This is a genomic window from Streptococcus sp. SP8 (assembly GCF_030440045.1).
In the GTDB taxonomy this organism is placed as follows: domain Bacteria; phylum Bacillota; class Bacilli; order Lactobacillales; family Streptococcaceae; genus Streptococcus; species Streptococcus parasanguinis_I.
Genome location: NZ_JAQFJL010000022.1, coordinates 1 through 21,864, shown reverse-complemented (window position 1 = coordinate 21,864; position 21,864 = coordinate 1). Strand labels below are relative to the sequence as shown.

Here is a 21,864-nt window from a genome sequence, read left to right as displayed (position 1 = left end):
CTCTTTCTACTGTTAAAAACACTCGGCAAGCCTCGGGCCGCCAAGCGTTTCCATTTCTTCTATTATTTCACTTCCATCACGACTGGTAGGATGGCTGGACGGCGTTTGGTTTGTTCAAATAAGAACTTAGACAAGTTGTCGCGTACCAAACCTTTTAACTCACCCCAGTCAAAGCTGTCTTGCGCCAAATAGTCTTCAACGCTTTGGTTGACCAATTCGCAACTTTCACGAAGAATATCCCGACTCTTCTTGACATAGACAAAACCACGGGTGTGCACGCGCGCTTTGGAAATAATTTTCTTCTCTTTGCGATTCACCGTGATCGCCACGATAAAGATCCCGTCTTCTGACAAGACCTTGCGGTCACGAAGGACAATATTGCCCACATCACCAATGGCATTCCCATCGATCATGACATCTCCTGCTGAGACGCTACCGGCAGGAACGAAGTCACCCTTTTCGTACTCCATTACCGTTCCGCGTTTTGGAATAAATATGTTCTCAGGCAAAATACCAACTTCCATCGCCACTCGTGCATGGGCATCCAATTCACGGTATTCCCCTTGGATTGGGAAGAGATATTTAGGACGAAGAAGGTTGATCATCAACTGCAAGTCCCGTGCGTTTCCGTGACCAGACACGCGCAAGCTTGACGTGATCAATTTGACAATGCCACCTGCTTGGTAGATCATGTTTTCCACACGAGCCACCACAGCTTCTTTAGCAATAGACGGCGTTGTGACGATGTAAACCAAGTCCCCATCTTTGATTTCCACATAGCGGTGACGACCAATCGACATCTTACGCAAACCATTGATCGGTTCACCCATCCGGCCTGTTTCCAAAATGATCAATTCATGGTCCTCAAAACGACTCATTTCTTTTGGCTTGATCAAGAGTTTTTCGTTGGCAAGAGATAATTTATTCAAGCGGATGGCTGTGCGGACGATATTTTCCACATCAAACCCTGTCAAGACCACCCGGCGGCCAGTCCCAGCTGCAGCATCAAAGACCTGCTGGATCCGAGAAAGGTTGCTGGCTACCGCCGCTACGATGACACGACCATCCCAGTCCGCAATGGTATCCAGGATTTCATCGCCCACCTCTTGCTCACTAGCAACTTGCATCTTGCTATCTGCGTTGGCCGAATCACTCAGGAGGGCAAGCACACCCTCACGTCCAATCTCAGCTAGGCGAGCAAAGTCCGTCGCATAAGACTCACTAGCAGTTTGGTCAAATTTAAAGTCTCCTGTATAGACGATATTGCCCTCAGGAGTGCCAATCACAATCCCGATACTTTCAGGGATGGAGTGGGTTGTTTGAAAGAAAGAGACGACGGCATCACCAAAATCAATCTCAGAATTCTGATCGATGACATGGAAGTCGTTGAATTTCTTCACACTGTCATTGCTTTTTACAAAAAGTTTAGCTAACTCAATGGTTAACTCTGTCCCGAATACAGGGACTTTCGCTTCCGCCAAAAGATAAGGCAAGGCCCCAATGGCATCCGCATGACCGTGGGTCAAGAAAACACCCGCAATGCGGTCCTTGTTTTCAAATAGATAATCCATGTTGGGGATAACGACATCCACCCCAAGTTGCTCATTTTCTGGATACTTCAAACCTGCATCCAAGACAAAAATTGAATCGTTCACTTCGGCAACGTAGAGATTTTTCCCATTTTCTCGAACACCGCCAAGAGTGACTAATTTAATACTACTCACTGTTGTCTCCTTTAGTGTGATTATTTTAATACTTACGGTCCTTGGTCGCCCAAGTCGAATTACAGCTTTGCAAATACTTGCATATCCACTCTATTATACAATTTTTTTCTCTTTTTTTCAAAAAGCTTTCCACAGCAAAAAAGTCCTCTCATCTATTTCAGATGAGAGGGCTTCTAGGCGCCTATTTTTAGGGGGAAAAGACCCTAAAGATGGTAATCTCCCCGTTTATTTTCAATGATCCGCATGGCTGCCTTGATCACATGAAACTTGCCTAACAATTCCTCTAGGCGCTTACTATTTCGCTCGCTCAATTGGCCGTTCTTGACCGCTTGGGACAGGCGATAAAAATCATCCAAGTCCTCCCCAATGTTTTCAAACAGCTCTTTGGCTTCCTTGAGTCGGTAGCGATTGACTAGGTGGTTTACATCTTTTTTGAAGGAAGCGACATTGTTTTCGTGAATATCCGTATAAGCTTCCTCTTCTTCCTTAGATTCTTGGTAATTGACCGCCTTAAAGCAAGTGATGAACTCCCGACTTTTGATATTGCAGACAAAGATGACGCCATCACTGGCTACATAAGCTTCTGTATTAGCCGGTTGAACCACATTACTATCATAAGGAGAGAGGGAGGAGAGGTGTTGGTTGATCCACTTATTCAAGTGCTGATCATCTACGCCAAAGCGCTCAAAAGCTCTTTGCCGAAAATGGTCCCGACAACTATATTCTTGCGCATACGACAATCCCATACTCTCACCTCCTCCTGAGTATTTTATAAAAATGGCCTCCAGTCTTACGGGACTAGAGGCCTGGTCTGCTTCACTGACTTGGTGCAATTAACCTTTTGGCTAACAAAACAATGTTTATGATGTTGATTTCATTTAATAGTATTTGTGTAAAATACCAGAGGTTTTCTTTGCTATCCTAAATCCAAATGATTAGTTTTCGACTGGACGCATCGAAGTTTGAAAACCTTTACAAAAAGCTTCTACCTACTATTTCCACGTTTTCTTATGTCTCCGGACAAACTAAGCAGGTTTGCCCGACCGTCCAACCGATCCGACACACACGACATGACTGCTCTTTTACGATAAGAGCATGAACAGATATCAGCAAAACAGGCCTAAAACGAAGTAACCTAAATTTTAACTCGATAAGGCATTGGTATCAATCCCTTCTTCATCTTTCTAACTATATTATACTCAGCTCCCTAAGCAATTGCAAGCGATTTCGGCTGAAACTAGTTCCTATTTTTATGCGGTTTTATAGATGATTTAAGGAAAAGAAAAAGTTAGAGAGCAAGTCTCTAACTTAGCTGTAGACAAACTACTTCCACATCAAACAACCTAAGTAATACTAAAAAATTAAATCGATCGTTACTATTAGACTCATGCAAACATACTCTGAAACTATCCGCCGTGAGAAACATTTCTAAAATGAGTTTGTATTTTAGTGAAGCCTCTAGGTAAAACACAGTAGCTGATTGAACTCTTCTCTCGCTTAATCAGCTCGGAAGAATTCTAATCAGCCTTGTAGGGGTAGGACGACGAAGCGTCCACAATCGTATAGCTTCTGTCCTACTCCCTATTTTCACTTTGCATTTTACGGGCTTTGTATCTTATTCTTTCTCAAACAATTGATAGTAGTCTGCGATGGTCATTTGGGCTTTTTCTTCTTGATTGAGGTCTTGGACGATGTGTCCGTCTTTCATGACAATCAAGCGATTTCCATATTTCAAAGCATCTTCCATATGGTGAGTGATCATAAGAGCTGTGAGGGCATCTTGTTTCACAAACTCATCGGTCAAGGTCATGAGGGCCTGACTAGTTTTTGGATCCAAGGCTGCAGTGTGTTCGTCTAAAAGTAAGAGTTCTGGACGTTTCAGTGTCGCCATCAACAGACTCAAGGCTTGTCGTTGCCCCCCTGATAGAAACTCAACAGCAGTGTCGATATGATTTTCCAAGCCATTGCCGATCTTAGCAAGGACTGTTTGAAACTCTTCTTTATAGCTGGCCAAGTGACGCGGAATCAAACCACGTTTTTCTCCACGAAACTTCGCTACCAAGAGGTTTTCCGCTACTGTCATGCGAGGTGCTGTCCCCATTTTAGGATCTTGAAAGACCCGCGATAGGTACTTGGCTCTCTTTTCAGGAGAATAGTTGGTTACATCTTCCCCCAAAATATAAATTTTCCCACTGCTCACCGGAAGCGTCCCTGCAATGGTATTAAAGAGGGTTGATTTTCCAGCTCCATTACCCCCCAAAATCGTGATAAAATCATGCTCTCGAATTTCCAAGGAAACATCATCCAGAATGACTTTTTCTTCGTTCATCCCATTGCTCACGGCTTTGGTTACATTTTTTAATTCTACAATTGCTGTCATTTACTGAGTTTCGCTCCTTTCATGATTTTTCCCTTAAAGGTTGGAATCATCAGGCAGATAGCCAAGATCAAGGCACTGAAGATTCGAATATAGCTGGTATTGATGCCAAGCGCAATCACGGCCCAAATCAAAAATTGGTAGGCGATCGATCCGATCGCAATACTGAGCAAGCGCTCTGTCAAAGTGACATTTGAAAAGAGCACCTCTCCAATAATAAGGCTGGCAAGCCCAATAACGATGACACCAATCCCACGTGAAGCATCCGCATAGCCTTCTTGCTGGGCCATCAGTGCACCAGAAAGAGCAATAATCCCATTTGAAATGACCAAGCCCATCAATTCCATCCGGTCGGTGTTGATCCCAAAGCTCTTGGCCATATCTGGATTGTCCCCTGTCGCAATATAGGCTTGACCCAAGCGTGTATCCAAGAAGAAGATCAAACCAAGGATCACAAGCGTTACGAAAATCAAACCAATCAGAATCTCATTGAACCCACTGGCAAAAGGAAGAAATTCCTGTAATTTTTTATAGCCCAAAAGTCCCAAATTAGCCCGCTGCATGACAAAGAGAATAACCGAGTTACAAGACGTCATTACGAGGATCCCTGACAAGAGTGTCGGGATTCTTCCTTTTGTGTAGAGAAGACCCGTCGCAAGTCCCGCCAAACACCCTGCACCAATAGCAGCCAGCGTCGCAAGGAGCGGGTTGACCCCTTTAGTAATCAAGGTCACCGCCACCGCTCCTCCAAGCGGGAAGGAGCCTTCTGTCGTCATATCTGGAAAATCTAGAATTCGGAACGTCATAAAGATTCCTAACCCTAAAATGGCCCAAATCAAACCTTGTGAAACAATTGAATTAATCATAGTTTCTCCCTTCGATAATAGTAGTTTAATTGTAACATAAATAGGGAGGAGAACCTATAGGAAATTAATGCTTCTTCTTACATTTATTTTTTACCTTTGTGTTTTGTTTAATTTTATGTCAAAAAAACGAACTAAACTATTTTTGCGGTTCATTTTTTTGCAAATATTTTTTTGGATATAAATATCAATATTTAAAAACTCACATTTAAAGCTATTTTCTGGCACTTTCAAGAAAACATTCAATTCACTTTCTTTCCAAAATTGACACTATCTAGTGAAAAATCGTATACTTATTTGGTATAAAATGAACAAATAATGTAGAAACGTTGATTTACTTATTTAGACTGTATGTGGGAGAAAAAAATGAAACAAGAAAAAAATAGTGTCTCTGAAAAAGGGCACGGCTATTTCCGCAAACGCAACAAGACATTGGTCTCTATGATTACCCTTTTTGGAGCCTTGATGGTAAGCTCTGTTGCCATGGCTGACGAGGTCAACACCAATCCGACTTCTGAGATTTCAGCAACCGCTCAACCAGCAGCAACCAACACCAGTACTCCTACCACTACTAGTGAGGAAGGTGCTACGACGGAAGCAACGTCTTCGCCATCGGAATCAACACCAACTGTTACTGCCACTCAACCGGTCAGTGCAGCTCCAGCAACTACTTATAATACTCCAAAAATCACCAACGACGTCACCTTTGATAAAGCGACTTATAAAAGTGGGGAAGACGTCCGGATCTCCATCAACAACCCTGAAGTGGTTTCATCTGATGTCACTGTCTCTCATTTAGATCAGGTCATTTATGAAAAGAAAAACGTTGAAGGCGGCGAACTGACGATTCCAAATACGATCTTTTCACCTAATGCTGGATTTATCGTTGATGTCCTTGGTAAGAAAGCAGATGGCTCCCAAGCCTTTCATAAGGCAGCGGGTCTTGCTGTTGAAGATGACTGGACGATCTACCCACGTTATGGGGTGGTTGCCGGCTCAAAAGACAATCACAACTCCATCACCAATGATCAGGTAGAAGGCTACAAGAATAGTATTGACCAATTGGCCAATATGCACATCAACAACTACTTCTTCTACGACGTTTACAATACGCCAGCTAACCCATTCCCAGCAAATGTTGAACGTTTCACTCAAGATTGGGCGACTTTCTTGATTCCAAATAGCGAAACAGATCCTGACAAGCGCAAGTCCTACTTGCCTGTCATCGATACAGAAGCAGTCAAAGAGCTAGTGGCTCATGTTCATTCAACTGGTGCCAAAGCCATGCTGTATAACATGATTTACGCAGTTTCCCTCGAAGAAGGGGTCCCAAATGAAGTGAACAGTGCCATTGTTCGCAATCTACAAGACCATTTCAACTTCGGTAAAAAGGGTGATGTCACAGCGACTGATATCCAACAATTTCTCGATCCGGGTGATCCAAATTGGCAAAAATTTATCATTGAAGTCATGACCAAAGCCATGAAAGAAGGGAATTTTGATGGATGGCAAGGGGATACCATGGGCTCTAACTGGGTGGAAAAAGTCAGTGAACCTGGAAAAGGCTTCTCTTTGAGCGAACACTATCCAGAACTAGCCACAGCTGCAACAGAGGCCCTCAAAAAAGAAGGCTATGACTTCATGATCAACGATATCTCTACTGGAGATGCTGATCGACTAGGTAAGACCAATGTCTCTGCACCTTATGCGGAAGTTTGGGGAGATAGCATTGCCTATGACTCTACCTACCAAGCCTTGACGCGTCTTACCGAACGGATGCGTGATTTATACAAGGGGAAATCTCCTATCATCGCAGCCTATACCCATCGTGGTAAAAATGCATCAGCCCTCAGCAAAGACAACGAATTGCTGACAGATGCTATTATCGCAGCGAGCGGTGGTTACCATATGACGACTGCAGCCCTCAATACTTCTCAAGATGCTAAAGGTTTTGGGGTGATCCAAGCAGAATGGTATCTCAATCAAAACCTACCAGTCAATGCTGACTTTGCCAATGCAGAATTCAACTACCAAGAATTCATCGTTGCTTACCAAGAACTTCTCCGCGGTCGCGACACCTTAGCACATGATACTCGTCGGATTGTAGACAATACAAATGTACTGGTAAACGGCAACTTCATCGGATCCAACCTGGATAATGCTGACGGGGTTCAACCTGGAACCGTTTATACCATTACAAAAGAAACCAAGACAGGTGATCGGATTGCTCACTTGATCAATTTGGTCGGCATCACTGAAAACAAATGGAACAGCGCTGTGAATACAACCGAAAAATTGACCAATATTCAAGCTTTTGTTCCACTCGGAAAAATCACAAAAGACCAGGCTGAACACGCCAGCATTTACTGGGCAACACCTGATGCTGTTGAAGGAAAATACAACATCAACCTCCGGGAAACAAGCGCAAATGTTTATTATGACGGAGGAGCTGGCCAATGGATGGCTGCTATCGATGTTCCGAGTCTAGATGTATGGGATATGCTCTACGTCAAACTCAATGAAGCCGCTCATGTTCTTTATCAAGACGAAAACGGAGTTGAGCTAGAGCGTTCCAGTGATTTAGTTGGTCATACAGGTGAAAAGATCAACTACTCGACAAAAGAAACCATTGCCAACTATTTGAAGAAAGGCTATGAACTAGTAGAGAATGGCTTCGATGCAGACGGACAACCAAACTTTGACCGCGACGCTAACAACATAAATGAAGATGGCGTTCAAGAGTTTATTGTCCGCTTGGCACCAAAAATTGTAGAATTTTCTGCAACACAGCCCATCCAAGCCGGTCAAGTTGTTCCAGGAGACAGCGAGGGTCGTGTCTATCCAACTCCTCTAGCTCCAGCTGGTCAAACAACTGCTGATCTGGATCATTTATCTGAAACAGTGACCCGTACAGTGACCTATGTGACAGAGGACCAGGATGGATCTAACCGCCAGTCTGCAGGAATAGCTGATCAAACTGACAGACTTCATTTCGCTCGCAAAGGAACCATCAATTTGGTGACAGGCGAGACAAGTCTTGAAGACTGGACAGCTCAAGACGGCACAAGCTTTGTAGCTCTTGAAAATCCCGTCAAAAAAGGCTATGTTGTCGTAGCAGAAGAATCGACTGATGCCGTCTCTTCTGATCTGACAAAAGCAGGAGAACATACTGGCATTCATGCTGATGCAGCAGACATCACAGATACGGTCATCTATCGCCCAGTCGGTGCCTATAGGATCAGCTATGCTACTGGTAAAGAACCAGCCCATGCTCAAAAAGAGATCACTTATCTAAATGATCCCACAAATCCAACCGCCATTGCATCTCCTACCGATACCCTTCCTTACGTGGAGGGATTAGAGCCAAAAGATGCTCATGGACAAGTCTTAAATCTTGTGGATCCTCTTGACGAGACCAAAGGCTATCTTCTTCCAAGCCCTGAGTCTCCAACAGCTGATACTGCTATTACCTATGCCATCACCAAAGGATCTGTCAGAGTACGATTCCTCACTGAGGGAGGCGACACTGATCTGCAAGAGGCGCAAGACCTCGCTACAGAGGTAGATTTCGGCACCAAGTACACTAGTGAGGCCCCAACAGAAATCACAAAAGATGGTCGTATCTACCATCTAGTTGGACACCGTGCTGATTCTGCTGATCCAAGTGGCACAGTCACTAAGGGAATGAAAACGGTCATCTATGATTACAAGTTAGCTACGGGAACAGTCATCGCGCGATTTGTCATCCAAGATACTAGCACTGAATTGCAACCAGAGCTTGCTATTGCAACAAATGTGGACAATGGAACCCATTACGTCGCTAGCGCACCAGATGAAATCTCCTACGACGGCCACATCTATGAACGGATCGGTGCAGCTGAACAAACTGGGAAGGTAGAAGTTGGAACAACCATCTTGATCTTTGCCTACAAGGTCAAAGAAATCCCTACTCCACAACCATCCCCAGAAACAGAAAAAGAAGAAACAGTCAGCCCTCTTCCTTCCGTGACAAAAGCAAACACGACTGATGCTCATGAAGAAAAGGGATCAGCACTTCTCTCTAACAAAGAAGAGGAGAAACCTCTTGAAACAACAAGCCAAAAAGAGGAACTCCCTGAAGTTGTTCCTAACACCCCTCAAGAAGGAACTCATCTACCTGCAACAGGTGAAGAAACCTCTCAGCTAGCCCTACTTGGACTTGGCCTCTTAGCAGGTTTGTCCAGTCTTATCCCTTACAAAAAGAAACAAGAGTAGATCCCAAACACAAAGAAACTTCCTATGGAATTCTGTTCCAAGGAAGTTTTTTTATATTTATACAACTCATTCAGAGTCTAGATCCCTTTTATGAGGGTGACTGACGACAATAAGGGTGTGAAGTACTACCACTCCAAACCCTACTGTATTCCAATTCAAAGTGGATTCATTCCCCTTGTTGCCGGCAGTTTGAAAGATCAAATTGCTTTACTAGTATACTGTTTTCTCCACTTCAAGTCAATGGAAATTCTATGAAACTAGTAACAGAATGAAACGACTAATCGAATAATTTCTGAAACATTTCATAATATATATGCATGTTTTTACAAGCTAACGAAGAACTTTTTAATATGTCTACCTTACTGAATTCATTTCACTTCTGAGATCAATCCAGTATCCACATCATACACAGCTCCCGAAATAACGACATCCTCTGGAATCAAAGGAGATGCCTTTAAAAGCTCCATATCCTCGCGGACACTCTCCTCAATATCTTGAAAGGGAAGAAAATCGCGATCTCCTACATCCACACCCAGTTCTTTCTTGAGATGCTGACGGAAACCTTCGTTTTCAAAGGTCTGTGCGCCACAGTCTGTATGGTGCAAGACCACAATTTCACGGGTACCCATCTGCTGCTGAGAGATGACCAAGGAGCGGATCATGTCCTCTGTCACGCGCCCTCCAGCATTCCGCAAAATATGGGCATCTCCAAGAGCCAGACCTAGTGCCGGCGCCACGTGAAGACGGGAATCCATACAGGTCACGATGGCGACTTGTGTTTTGGGCTTAATCGGAAGACGGAGGTCTCCATGTAGCGCCACATAAGCTTGGTTGGCTGTTAAAAAATTATCAAAATAAGACATGGTCTCTCCTTTATTCCTTTGAAATTCAAATCATCTATTATTTTACCACATCCGATCCTTTCTGTCAGGGGATACCTCCTGTCATCTGTCACATCTGAAAAAAAGCCTTAAACTTCCCGTTTAAGACTTTTCAACTATTAAAATACTTTCTTCAAGACTTCAGACAGTGTACTCACACCGACCACTTGGATACCTGATGGTGTCGTGATCCCCGTCAGAGAATTTTTAGGCACATAAATCTTGGTGAAACCGAGCTTAGCAGCTTCATTGATCCGTTGTTCGATCCGATTGACTCTGCGGACTTCTCCGGTCAAGCCCAACTCTCCAACGAAACACTCTTGCGGGTTGGTTGGCTTGTCCTTGTAGCTGGAAGCAATGGCTACGGCTACGGCTAGGTCGATAGCTGGCTCATCCAACTTGACACCACCTGCAGACTTGAGGTAGGCATCCTGATTTTGAAGGAGCAAACCCGCTCGTTTTTCTAGCACTGCCATGATGAGACTAGCTCGATTAAAATCAAGCCCCGTTGTCGTCCGCTTGGCATTTCCAAACATGGTCGGTGTCACCAAGGCCTGCACTTCAGCAAGAATTGGACGTGTCCCTTCCATGGTCACTACGATGGACGAACCAGTCGCACCGTCTAAACGCTCTTCTAGGAAAACTTGACTCGGATTGAGGACTTCGACCAAGCCACCTGATTGCATCTCAAAGATTCCGATCTCATTGGTTGAGCCAAAGCGGTTCTTGACTGCCCTCAAAATTCGGAAGGTATGGTGGCGTTCCCCCTCAAAGTAGAGCACCGTATCCACCATGTGCTCCAACATACGCGGACCCGCCAAGGTTCCTTCCTTGGTCACATGGCCAACGATGAAGATGGCGATGTTATTGGTCTTGGCCAGCTGCATGAGTTCAGCCGTCACTTCTCGCACCTGAGAAACCGATCCTTGTACTCCTGAAATCTCAGGAGACATAATGGTCTGGATCGAATCGATGATAAGAAAGTCAGGTTGGATCCGCTCTACCTCTGTACGCACGCTCTGCATATTGGTCTCAGCATAGAGGTAAAACTCGCTATCGATATCTCCCAATCGCTCTGCACGGAGTTTGATCTGCTGGGCAGACTCCTCGCCACTGACATAGAGAACCGTTCCCACTTGAGACAACTGGGTCGAGACTTGAAGGAGCAGGGTTGATTTCCCTATCCCTGGATCTCCCCCGATGAGGACCAGACTTCCTGGTACCACTCCACCTCCAAGGACGCGGTTGAATTCCTCCATTTCTGTCTTGGTCCGATGGACATTAATAGAAGTTACTTCAGCCAATTTCATAGGCTTGGTTTTCTCACCTGTCAAGGACACACGCGCATTCTTGACTTCTGCAACTTCGACTTCCTCCACAAAGGAAGACCAAGCTCCACAGTTTGGACAGCGTCCTAGGTATTTGGGTGAATTGTAGGCACAATTTTGACAAATAAATGTCGTTTTTTTCTTAGCGATGATAAACCTCTTTCTAAATCTCTATCTCACACTCAATCACTTGGCAAAAATCAATCTTCTCATTTGGCACAAACTGGCGCATGAGCATTCCGTGAGTTACAATGATAATAGTTTTATAATTTTTATATTTTTCCAAAGCTCTTAAAAAACGATGACGCATCTCTAGATCAGTTTCATAGCGATAAGGAGAATCTTCAGATAAAGCTCCTTGATGTTTTAGATAATATTCATGAGCTACCAATACACTGGTTAAATCAGAGTTAGTGCCATCTAAGTCTGAACGCCACTCATGAAAAAACGGCTCCACAAACAAGTCCAATCCTGTTTCAACTGCTATATAATGTGCTGTTTCTAAAGCCCTCGTCACAGACGATGAAATAATAATCTCTGCCTTTCCAAAACATGCAGTTTTAGCAACTTCTTTTGCCAGACTGCGACCTTTTCCTGTCAATGGTGCTAAATCACGACCAAAACCACTATAGAGTTGCGGATCTTCAAGTTTATCAAGCATACTATAATCTGGCTCCCCATGACGGACAAAGATAATCTTCATCTTAGTGCCCTGTCGACCCAAATCCACCGGTCCGCACGCCATCCGCCTCATCTCCATCTGCAATTAAGAAAGGAGCAAAGACAGCCTGGACCACACGTTCCCCGACTTCAAGGACGACTTCTTGGTCCGTGATGTTTTTCATCTGAGCAAAGATATGGCCTTCATTTCCTGGATTGCCATAGTAATCCCCATCAATTACCCCAACAGAATTGATCAAGACCAGGCCTTTTTTGCGAGGATTAGAAGAACGGTCATAGAGATAGAGCACTTCAGTCGGTTGCATATAGGCCTTGACCCCAGTTGGAACGAGGACGATTTCCCCAGGAGCAATCACCGTGCGTTCTGCCACTTTTAAGTCGTAGCCAGCTGCGTGTGCTGTCTCCCGTTTTGGCAACAAGTCCTGATTGGTATAGGTTGATACAAGTTCAAATCCACGAATTTTAGTCATCCTGATTCCTCTTTCATTCTAAATAGTTTCTATCTCTTCTATTATACCATCACTTCGCCCTAGCGTCTCCTCTATACTACTATTCGTATTTTTAAAAAGAATTCTCTTCAATCTGGAAGTTATATATTGTTTTCATGTTTTTTCTGAAAATAAAACACTATCATGACTGATATGACATATAATTTGTGCTAAAAAATGCTATTTTTAGCTTGAATATAAGCGTTATTTTTGCTATAATTCCCTGTGTAGGGAATAATTTTAAAAGTAAAATATTTTATCCTATAAAATTATTTTATGGAGGTCGTGTCTCAGCATTCAATTCTTATTACCAACAGATTGGATTTAAACATCCAGATCTTTAAGAGTAATCAGGCATTGATGATTAGGCACTATTTTTTTATGAAAAGGGAAGATAAAATGAAAAAGAATAGGAATATTAAAATTTTCTCATTTGTCCTTTGTTTAGTGGCTATGCTTTTCGCTTTAGGTCTGAATCGCACTTCAGCAGAAACTCCTGGAGTGACAGTAAGCGGAAAATTCGTGGATACAATTAAAAATATCCAAGTTACCAGTAATGAAGGTGGCAATCTTAATTGGGACTTAGAACAGTGGGCTACGTTCCGTATTAATGCTACATATGATTTAACAGGTAAAAATGTTAAGGCAGGAGACCAAACGGTGGTTACTGTGCCAGATGCATTAATGATTACTTCTGATAGTTTTGAAATTCGTGATATTAACACAAATGAAATTATCGCTCATGCTACTGTTGATGCTACCAATAAAAGATTAACATTAACTTATACAGATTATGTTGAAAAACATTCCGATACAAATGGATCGTTCTTCTTCTATGCGCGTATTGACTTTAAAAAACATCCCCAAAAAGGTGAGATTCCTGTTGAAATAACCGTCAATGGGGAAACAAAGATTGGCGGCAAAGTTTCCTTTAAAGGGATTGGTGATGGGAACCCAAGACTTTTAACAAAGACTAGCTGGGTTAATAGCGGAAATCATAAAGAAGTTCAATACACAATTTCTGTCAATCGTAACAAACAAAATATCAAGGGTGTAACAATTGAAGATCACTTGAGATTTACGAATGCATCCTATGTAAAAGATAGTATCAAAGTTATCAAAGGTAAGTTTTCTTACGAAACTGGTGAGTGGGTATTCTCTAATCGCGTCGACGTAACTGATCAACACAAGATAACAATCAGTGAAGATGGACAATCATTTGTTATTGATTTAGGAGATATTACTGATCAAGATCAATATCGTATCGATTATAAAGTACAATTGAATTATGAACCTGTAGATGGTGAACTTTTGAAAAACGAGGCAACTCTTAAAGGTAAAGAGATTGAGAGCAAAGATGTAACTAACGTTGCTGCAGTTCAAGTCGCTGGTGGTTCTGGTGTTGGTTATGTATACTCAATCAATATTCATAAAGTAGACGATGCAAATCAACCGCTTAAAGGTGCTAAGTTTAGAGTTGTTCGTCAAGCTAATAATCAAGTTATCGGTGAGTTTGAATCAGACGAAAATGGAAATATTGCTGTTGGAAAACTCTTAAAAGATAAATATATCTTAACTGAAATTGAAGCCCCTTCAGGTCATATCATTAAAAAAGCTGATACTGTAGTTAATGTTGAAGATTTTGGTGCTGATCATTCAGTAACGAAAACGATTGTGAATCCGAAAGATAAGCCAAAAGAAACAAAAGCTACCATCGAATTAGATAAAACTCTTACAGGACGTGATCTAACAGATGGCGAATTCAGCTTTGAATTGTACGAGGGTGCTAACAAGCTTCAAACTGTTACAAACAAAAACGGAAAAGTAACATTTGCACCAATTGGGTACACCGAAGAAGGTGAACACACATACACTGTTAAGGAAGTAGCTGGAAATACCCCAGGTATTACCTATGACAAGACTGATAAACAAGTAACTGTTAAGGTGAAAAAAGATGGCGACAACCTGAAAGCAGATGTGGCTTATCCAGACAATAAAACCTTCTCAAATACTTATACGGCTCCTCAACCAGCAAAAGCTAAAATTTCAGCTAGCAAGATTTTAGAAGGTGCTGAATTGAAGAATGGCGAATTCAATTTCCAATTGTTGGATGAAACCGGAAAAGTTCTTCAAACAAAACAAAATGCTGCAGATGGTACGGTAACCTTTGATGACATTTCATATTCATCAGAGGACGCAGGAAAAACTTTCCACTACACGATCAAAGAAGTCATTCCTGAAAGCAAAACAAAAGGAATGACCTACGATGAAGGAAGTATTGATGCGACCGTAACTGTCACAAAAGATGATGCAAGCAATACACTCAAAGCTTCTGTGGCATATGGTGATAAGAAGTCATTCACTAACAAATTGGTAACAACTTCCATTCCACCAACTCCTCCGACGGTTGACAAACCTGAATTGAAACTCTACAGCATCCAATTGCACAAAGTGAATCAAGAAGGGAAAGCTCTTGCAGGTGCTGTATTTGGTCTCTTTGAAGCCGATGGTACGACTCCTGTAGCAAACCCTTATGGAGAAGGACAAGCAACTGCTACTTCATCAGATGAAGAAGGTAAGAAAGGTCTTGTAACCTTTATAGGATTAGAAGCAAAAGATTATGTGGTGAAAGAACTTACTGCTCCAGAAGGATATCAACTATCAACAGATGTGATTAAAGTTTCTACTAGCGAGTTGAAAGCTGCGACTAACCTCGTCGTAGACAAAGGAACAGTGGTCAACAAACCATTCACTTCAATTCCACCAACTCCTCCGACTGTTGACAAACCTGAATTGAAACTCTACAGCATCCAATTGCATAAAGTGAACCAAGAAGGGAAAGCTCTTGTTGGTGCCGTATTCGGTCTCTTTGAGGCAGATGGTACGACTCCTGTATCGAACCCTTATGGTGCAGGTCAAGCGACTGCAACTTCTGATGCGAATGGTCTTGTAACCTTTACAGGATTAGAAGCAAAAGATTATGTGGTGAAAGAACTTACAGCTCCAGATGGCTACCAGTTATCAGATGAAGTCATCAAAATCTTAGCTAGTGATTTGGTTGTTTCAAATAGTGTAGTGGATAAAGGAAATGTCGTTAACAAACCATTTACTTATATCCCTCCAACTCCTCCAACTGTTGACAAACCCGAGTTAAAACTTTACAACATCCAATTGCATAAAGTGAATCTAGTAGGTCAAGACCTTGCAGGTGCTGTATTTGGTCTCTATGAGGCAGATGGTGTGACACCAGTTGCCAACCCATATGGCGAAGGCCAAGCGACTGCTACATCCGATACCAATGGTCTTGTTTCCTTCACTGGATTGGAAGCAAGAGATTATGTTATTAAGGAGTTGACAGCGCCAGCTGGCTACCAATTATTAACGGATGTTATTACTGTATCTGCTAGCGAATTAAAAGCTGCACCTAACCTTGTAGTAGACAAGGGGACAGTTATAAACTATCTAACACCACCAAACACACCACCAAACACACCACCAACTCCGCCTACTACACCACCAACTCCGCCTACTACACCACCAACTCCGCCTACTACACCGTCAACAGACAAACCAAAAGGAGATAAACCTTCTGGAAGTCAACCAAAAGAAGATAAGAAACATACCCTTCCTTCTACAGGTGAAACAGTAAGTGCTGGACTTGTTGCAGCAGGACTTGCGCTTGCAGGAGCTGGAAGCATGCTCGTTGCCAAAAAACGCGACGAATAATTCTAAAACAGGTTTTCATCTAGCATTGCTAGATGGACCTGTTTTTTTATTGATGACCGTCCTGTTTTCTGATCTTATTTCCAGTATTTTTGCGTCCTTTCTAAGACACAAAAAAGAGATCGGCTCAAGTCCAACCTCTAATTTCATTATAATTCCTGTAATAAATAACGGAAGAGTTCTAAATTCCCTTTTTCTTCATTGACCAAGTATTCTGGATGCCATTGCAAGCCCATAATGCGATGACCATCTACAGCTTCAATGGCTTCGATGGTGTGATCGCGCGGATCAAAGGCGGTCGCACGGAAATTCGGTGCGAGATCCTTGATACTTTGACGGTGCACGGAATTAATCCGACTGGCCTGACCAAAGAGTTGTTCCACCACACTGCCTTTTTTAGTCTGGATAGAATGGGAAGTCCCAAACGGAAGTCCTTGCCAATGCCCTTCGATCTCTTGGTTGAGTGTTCCTCCAAAAGCCACATTGATCAACTGAACCCCACGGCAGATTCCTAGAACCGGTTTGTTTTGGCGTACTGCTTCCTTCAGTAGGGCAAGCTCAAATTGGTCCCGTTCGATATTGTAATCATCACTTTCGATGGTTTTTTCTTCGCCATAGAGACTAGGATCGACATTTTGGCCTCCACTTAAGATCAATTTGTCAATCGTTTCAACATAGTCCTTAACTAAGGAAGGATCCCCCATCGGGATGACCATTGGAAGTCCACCTGCTTGACGAATCCCTTCCGCAAACTGACTAGATACAGAGGAATGAAGGTTTTTCCCTTCCGGGTCCACCGGACAGAGATTAGCGGATACTCCAACAATTGTTCTGCACATATTCATTCCTCCTTCATTTTTACTAATACTTATGTTACCACCCATTAGTGATAGTGTCTAATATGTATTTTTTAAAACCGTGATAGATTTTATTTATCACCCTCACCTTCCTCACAAAACAATTGATGATCATACAAGTTTTTTTACCTATATTATGTTAAAATAGAGAGGAAAATAGAATCGTCCTTCAAGGCACACATTCGGCCGTTTCGAAGGCGCAAGCGCTAGATTTCTAGCCTTGTTGAAAATAGACATAGAAATGGAAGATACAATGGAAAAACAAACCGTTGCAGTATTGGGTCCTGGTTCATGGGGAACAGCCCTTTCACAAGTCCTCAATGATAACGGCCATGAAGTCCGTCTCTGGGGAAATATCCAAGAACAAATCGATGAAATCAATACCGCTCATACCAATCAACGCTATTTCAAAGATATCGTTATTAGCGAAGACATCACTGCTACGACTGATTTGAAAGCAGCTTTGGACGGTGTGGACGCTATCCTCTTTGTCGTTCCTACAAAGGTGACCCGTTTGGTGGCGAAACAAGTCGCTGAAACACTGGATCACCCTGTAACAGTCATGCATGCTTCTAAAGGGCTAGAACCTGGTACACACGATCGAATTTCTCAAATCCTTGAAGAAGAAATTCCTGCTTCTCTTCGCAGCGAGGTGGTGGTCGTTTCTGGACCTAGTCACGCCGAAGAAACTATCGTACGGGACATCACCCTCATTACAGCTGCCTCAATAGATTTAGAAGCCGCACGTTATGTTCAAGAACTCTTTAGCAATCACTACTTCCGCCTCTACACCAATACCGATGTTATCGGAGTGGAAACTGCTGGAGCCTTGAAGAATATCATTGCTGTCGGAGCTGGGGCCCTGCACGGTCTTGGTTATGGTGACAATGCCAAAGCAGCTATCATCACGCGCGGTCTCGCTGAAATCACGCGCCTTGGTGTTAAGCTAGGAGCTAGCCCCTTGACCTATAGCGGTTTGTCTGGGGTTGGTGACTTGATCGTTACCGGTACTTCTGTTCACTCTCGCAACTGGCGAGCTGGGGATGCTCTCGGACGTGGCGAAAAATTGGAAGATATCGAAGCCAACATGGGCATGATCATTGAAGGGATCTCTACGACCAAAGTCGCCCACGAGCTGGCCCAAGAACTGGATGTCTATATGCCAATTACACAAGCCATTTACCAAGTCATCTATGAAGGGAAAGATATCCGCGAAGCCATCCACCACATGATGAGCAATGAATTTAAAGAAGAAAATGAGTGGAAATAAGTCAACCACCCTAACATCAATCCTACCTTTTAGAAAGGAAACCGCATGACTAAAGTTAGAAAAGCAGTCATTCCTGCAGCTGGCTTAGGGACCCGCTTCCTCCCAGCTACCAAAGCTCTGGCAAAAGAAATGTTGCCAATCGTTGACAAACCGACGATCCAATTTATTGTAGAAGAGGCTCTGAAATCTGGAATTGAGGAAATCCTTGTCGTAACAGGGAAGGCCAAACGTTCGATCGAAGACCATTTCGACTCTAACTTCGAATTGGAATACAATCTCGAGCAAAAAGGCAAGACTGACTTACTCAAGTTGGTCAATGATACAACAGCGATCAATCTTCATTTCATCCGCCAAAGTCACCCTCGAGGTTTAGGGGACGCTGTTCTTCAAGCCAAGGCCTTTGTTGGAAACGAGCCTTTTGTCGTTATGTTGGGAGATGATCTGATGGACATCACTAATGATGATGCCTTGCCATTGACCAAACAATTGATGAACGACTACGATGAAACCCATGCGTCAACCATCGCTGTGATGGAAGTCCCTCACGAAGAGGTTTCTTCTTACGGTGTGATCGCACCTCAAGGAGAGGGCATCAATGGTCTCTATAGCGTTGAAACTTTTGTCGAAAAACCAGCTCCAGAAGATGCACCAAGTGATCTCGCCATCATTGGCCGCTATCTTTTGACTCCAGAGATCTTTGACATTCTTGCAAATCAAGAACCAGGTGCTGGTAATGAAATTCAATTGACGGATGCGATCGACACCCTCAATAAGACCCAACGAGTCTTTGCACGTGAATTTAAAGGCCAACGCTACGATGTAGGTGACAAGTTTGGTTTCATGAAGACATCGATTGATTATGCTTTGAAGCATCCACAGGTTAAAGATGATCTCAAACAATACATCATTGATCTTGGAAAACAATTAGAAGAATCTGAGAAAACTGCAGACTAATCATTCACAAATCAAAGAATACAAAAAGACTGGCCATATAATGTAAGGGATTTGCTACCTTACAATGGTCAATCTTTTTTTCGTAAAAAAGAGGCTGGATAAAAATCCGGCCTCTTTTGTTTCATTGGACTTGGTCCAATTCACATTTTAATTCTTATTGTTTAAGGATGAACATTGTAAGAATAGTTTGTATTTGAGTAAGTTTCAATTTCACCTGGATTGAAATTAGATCCGAAGCGATTATTGTTGTTTACACTATTTCCTGCTACAGGAGCTTCAGTTGGAGCTTGAACTTTTTCTTCTGGCTTCACAGGAGTCTCTACTTTAGGAGATACAACTGGTTGTTTCTCCTTGTTAGCAGCATAGCCAAAGCGATTGTTTGGATTTCCTTCTGCATTAGCAGGAATATCACGTGTAGAAGATGTTGCTACATAATTTGGCGCTGGGATGTAAACTTTGTTCGCATCTTCACGGATTTGTGGTTTTTCTGGAACCGTTGGTGTGTCTGGTTTCTTAGGTTCTTCAGGATCTTTATAGTTATCTGGTTTAGAAGCACGATAAGGATCAGACTTACGTCCAGCTGCCTCTAATTGTTTTTCCATTAATTTTTCATAATCTTTGAAGTGTTGGAAGAGACGATCAGACAATTCAAGGGGATCTTTTGTCACCTTATCTTCAGCAGCTTTTGCAGCTTCAGGTTGATCTTTCAACGCATAATATTCAATATCTTTCTTCTCTTGATCAACAATAAATTGTTTTTCCAGAGCTTTCCAGTGATCTTGAACTGTTTTTCCAAAGACATCTTGGTTATTGATCGCCATGTTGTCAATGTGCCATACTGTCCAATACCATGAATTTGGATCATAAGTTGCTGTTTGAGGTTTGAAGGCTTCGTAAGTATCTTTTAGATTACCATAGAATGGAACATAAGGTGTGTTCCGAGATGGTCCCATACCAAGCCATAAAGTACCACCAAATGATTTTGGAAGTTTTGGATTGATTTGGTAGACATGGGCATCAATAACGTTTTCATTTCCTAAAGCATACTTGTATTGGTCTTTACGAACAGCATCATTGCTACCATTATCACCTTGTTTCTTCACTCCAATTTGATCGTCCGGTACGAAGCGACCATTTAAGTGTTCAAAGCGATTCCGTTGCATAGCAAAGGCATCTTCTAAAGTAAATTTCTTATTTGGATCAGTTGGAGAACGGAATAGTTCGTATTCGTCATCCTCGTAAGTCACTTTCGATTTTGGATCCAAAAGGGTGATTCCTGCGTAAGTACGTGAACGGTCTCCTTCAGCATATTTTTCTGGTCCATAAGATTTAGCGATATGGAAGTTACCATCTTTATCTGTCTTGTAGTTACCAGATTCTTTAGCTACTTTTTCGACATCTTTCGAAGCGATCACATTTTCCTTGTCATTCAAATCTACATGACCAAGGTAGTAGGTATTGGCAAAGACTGCATATTTGTCTTCTGGGACTTTAACAGCTACATATTGGTGACCAGAAAGAATTTCCATATACCAAGTTTCTTTTTGGTCCGCAATAACAACTGTATTCCCCTCAGCTGAACCTTTTTCTTCAATGACTTTCGCAAGTAATTCGATTCCTTCACGAGCAGATTTTGCACGAGGTAAAATTACATCAAGCATGGCAGCTTCTGGGAGACCGTTTTCTGTCAATGGGTCAGTCTTCAAGACTTTTTTGTTTGGAATGGCTGTAACAGTTGAGGTCATAGAAACGCCGGCTTCGTTAAATCCATGTTCCCCAAAGGCACCGTTACTACCATCTCCACGAGCAGAGTCATAAGTCGCTGTGTATTTCATTTCACTGGCAGCATGTGGATAGGTAAAACCATTAGATTCGTCTTCCAGTTGATCCCCTTCCTTATAGTTCTTCGCATCAACAACTACAAAGTTTTTGTTGTGCTTTCCACCATTTGGATAGTAAGGGTAGTCTTCTGTCCGACCAAAGAGAGTGGTCCCATCCTTGGTCAATTGGCGACCAATGATAAAGCCACAACAGGCTTGAACGGCTTGAACTGGTAGGAGCAAAAATGTCATTGCTACCAATGAAAGTTTAAACAACCATTTCTTCATGGCAAATCTCCTTTTCGAATGTCCCTTTTAAAAAAGGCACTATTCCTGATTTTTTATACTCCTAGTCTACCTCTTTTTAGTTATTTTTGCAAACGCTTACCAGACTTGTTTTTATTCTATTTTTTCCTAAATTATCTATCTATCAACTCATTTCTATGTAAATTATATATATTTATTGAGATTTCAAACAATTTTCTGTTAGTTTACGATTGCACTACATTTTTTAGGAAAAAAAGAGAGTGGGACAGAAATCGGTAATTCGTTAGAATTCGATTTCGTCGTCCCACCTCCGCACAGTTGAGTAGGGCTGTAAAAGCTGATGAAATCAGCGTAGTAGAGCCCACTCAACCACTGCG

At 42.5% G+C, this 21,864-nt stretch carries 14 protein-coding genes and 1 pseudogene; 5 read left to right on the top strand and 10 right to left on the bottom strand.

Annotated elements, in window-relative coordinates; all coding sequences use genetic code 11:
* Nucleotides 1–62: 62 nt before the first annotated feature.
* From PCY11_RS10515 to PCY11_RS10500, 4 genes are all read right to left on the bottom strand, one after another.
* On the bottom strand, nucleotides 63–1,724 hold the full coding sequence (locus tag PCY11_RS10515; protein ID WP_070674456.1) for a ribonuclease J: 1,662 nt from the start codon (nucleotides 1,722–1,724) through the stop codon (nucleotides 63–65).
* 203 nt (nucleotides 1,725–1,927) lie between these two features.
* The gene (locus PCY11_RS10510; protein WP_049473337.1) at nucleotides 1,928–2,470 is read right to left on the bottom strand and encodes a hypothetical protein; all 543 of its coding nucleotides are present in this window, start codon (nucleotides 2,468–2,470) and stop codon (nucleotides 1,928–1,930) included.
* 869 nt (nucleotides 2,471–3,339) lie between these two features.
* Nucleotides 3,340–4,104 carry an ABC transporter ATP-binding protein gene (locus PCY11_RS10505; protein ID WP_031575699.1) on the bottom strand — a complete coding sequence of 255 codons (765 nt, stop codon included), beginning with the start codon at nucleotides 4,102–4,104 and terminating at the stop codon, nucleotides 3,340–3,342.
* On the bottom strand, nucleotides 4,101–4,967 hold the full coding sequence (locus PCY11_RS10500; RefSeq protein ID WP_070674459.1) for an ABC transporter permease: 867 nt from the start codon (nucleotides 4,965–4,967) through the stop codon (nucleotides 4,101–4,103). The genes PCY11_RS10505 and PCY11_RS10500 overlap by 4 nt, the downstream gene beginning before the upstream one ends.
* 363 nt (nucleotides 4,968–5,330) lie before the next feature.
* Between PCY11_RS10500 and PCY11_RS10495 the strand changes: the two genes are divergently transcribed.
* Complete coding sequence (locus tag PCY11_RS10495; RefSeq protein WP_070674462.1) at nucleotides 5,331–9,218, top strand: glycoside hydrolase family 66 protein; 3,888 nt, start codon at nucleotides 5,331–5,333, stop codon at nucleotides 9,216–9,218.
* 368 nt (nucleotides 9,219–9,586) lie between these two features.
* On the opposite strand, the gene PCY11_RS10490 is transcribed toward PCY11_RS10495, so the two are convergent.
* The 4 genes from PCY11_RS10490 to PCY11_RS10475 form a co-directional block, all read right to left on the bottom strand.
* Nucleotides 9,587–10,081 carry a carbonic anhydrase gene (locus PCY11_RS10490; protein ID WP_031575690.1) on the bottom strand — a complete coding sequence of 165 codons (495 nt, stop codon included), beginning with the start codon at nucleotides 10,079–10,081 and terminating at the stop codon, nucleotides 9,587–9,589.
* Between the two features lie 137 nt (nucleotides 10,082–10,218).
* A complete protein-coding gene (gene radA, locus PCY11_RS10485; RefSeq protein ID WP_301362751.1) occupies nucleotides 10,219–11,580 on the bottom strand; it encodes a DNA repair protein RadA in 1,362 nt (453 codons plus the stop codon).
* Between the two features lie 10 nt (nucleotides 11,581–11,590).
* On the bottom strand, nucleotides 11,591–12,130 hold the full coding sequence (locus PCY11_RS10480) for a histidine phosphatase family protein (protein WP_070674468.1): 540 nt from the start codon (nucleotides 12,128–12,130) through the stop codon (nucleotides 11,591–11,593).
* 1 nt (nucleotide 12,131) lies between these two features.
* Entirely contained in the window at nucleotides 12,132–12,578 is a 447-nt protein-coding gene (locus PCY11_RS10475) for a dUTP diphosphatase (RefSeq protein WP_042361437.1), read from the bottom strand.
* Between the two features lie 417 nt (nucleotides 12,579–12,995).
* Here PCY11_RS10475 and PCY11_RS10470 point away from each other — a divergent pair.
* Both PCY11_RS10470 and PCY11_RS10465 read left to right on the top strand, forming a co-directional pair.
* Nucleotides 12,996–14,555, top strand: a pseudogene (locus PCY11_RS10470) (Ig-like domain-containing protein); the annotation flags it as partial.
* Nucleotides 14,541–16,322 (top strand): SpaA isopeptide-forming pilin-related protein, encoded by a 1,782-nt coding sequence (locus PCY11_RS10465; protein ID WP_301362750.1) that lies wholly within the window; start codon nucleotides 14,541–14,543, stop codon nucleotides 16,320–16,322. The pseudogene PCY11_RS10470 and the gene PCY11_RS10465, both read left to right, overlap by 15 nt.
* A gap of 146 nt (nucleotides 16,323–16,468) precedes the next feature.
* On the opposite strand, the gene PCY11_RS10460 is transcribed toward PCY11_RS10465, so the two are convergent.
* Nucleotides 16,469–17,158 (bottom strand): gamma-glutamyl-gamma-aminobutyrate hydrolase family protein, encoded by a 690-nt coding sequence (locus PCY11_RS10460; RefSeq protein ID WP_003012927.1) that lies wholly within the window; start codon nucleotides 17,156–17,158, stop codon nucleotides 16,469–16,471.
* Nucleotides 17,159–17,429: 271 nt separating this feature from the next.
* Here PCY11_RS10460 and PCY11_RS10455 point away from each other — a divergent pair, with 271 nt between their 5' ends.
* Together PCY11_RS10455 and galU are read left to right on the top strand one after the other, a co-directional pair.
* Nucleotides 17,430–18,446, top strand: a complete 1,017-nt coding sequence (locus PCY11_RS10455; protein ID WP_023919779.1) for an NAD(P)H-dependent glycerol-3-phosphate dehydrogenase — start codon at nucleotides 17,430–17,432, stop codon at nucleotides 18,444–18,446.
* Nucleotides 18,447–18,491: 45 nt separating this feature from the next.
* Nucleotides 18,492–19,400 (top strand): UTP--glucose-1-phosphate uridylyltransferase GalU, encoded by a 909-nt coding sequence (gene galU, locus PCY11_RS10450; RefSeq protein ID WP_070674471.1) that lies wholly within the window; start codon nucleotides 18,492–18,494, stop codon nucleotides 19,398–19,400.
* 161 nt (nucleotides 19,401–19,561) lie between these two features.
* On the opposite strand, the gene PCY11_RS10445 is transcribed toward galU, so the two are convergent.
* Nucleotides 19,562–21,508: a C69 family dipeptidase gene (locus tag PCY11_RS10445; RefSeq protein ID WP_301362746.1), complete on the bottom strand. Its 1,947-nt coding sequence runs from the start codon at nucleotides 21,506–21,508 to the stop codon at nucleotides 19,562–19,564.
* Between the last annotated feature and the right edge of the window lie 356 nt (nucleotides 21,509–21,864).

Coding starts and splice junctions, on each gene's coding strand:
- PCY11_RS10495 (WP_070674462.1), top strand. CDS start 5,331: ATGAAACAAGAAAAAAATAGTGTCTCTGAAAAAGGGCACGGCTATTTC.
- PCY11_RS10460 (WP_003012927.1), bottom strand. CDS start 17,158: ATGTGCAGAACAATTGTTGGAGTATCCGCTAATCTCTGTCCGGTGGAC.
- PCY11_RS10505 (WP_031575699.1), bottom strand. CDS start 4,104: ATGACAGCAATTGTAGAATTAAAAAATGTAACCAAAGCCGTGAGCAAT.
- PCY11_RS10475 (WP_042361437.1), bottom strand. CDS start 12,578: ATGACTAAAATTCGTGGATTTGAACTTGTATCAACCTATACCAATCAG.
- galU (WP_070674471.1), top strand. CDS start 18,492: ATGACTAAAGTTAGAAAAGCAGTCATTCCTGCAGCTGGCTTAGGGACC.
- PCY11_RS10445 (WP_301362746.1), bottom strand. CDS start 21,508: ATGAAGAAATGGTTGTTTAAACTTTCATTGGTAGCAATGACATTTTTG.
- PCY11_RS10500 (WP_070674459.1), bottom strand. CDS start 4,967: ATGATTAATTCAATTGTTTCACAAGGTTTGATTTGGGCCATTTTAGGG.
- PCY11_RS10480 (WP_070674468.1), bottom strand. CDS start 12,130: ATGAAGATTATCTTTGTCCGTCATGGGGAGCCAGATTATAGTATGCTT.
- PCY11_RS10455 (WP_023919779.1), top strand. CDS start 17,430: ATGGAAAAACAAACCGTTGCAGTATTGGGTCCTGGTTCATGGGGAACA.
- PCY11_RS10490 (WP_031575690.1), bottom strand. CDS start 10,081: ATGTCTTATTTTGATAATTTTTTAACAGCCAACCAAGCTTATGTGGCG.
- PCY11_RS10510 (WP_049473337.1), bottom strand. CDS start 2,470: ATGGGATTGTCGTATGCGCAAGAATATAGTTGTCGGGACCATTTTCGG.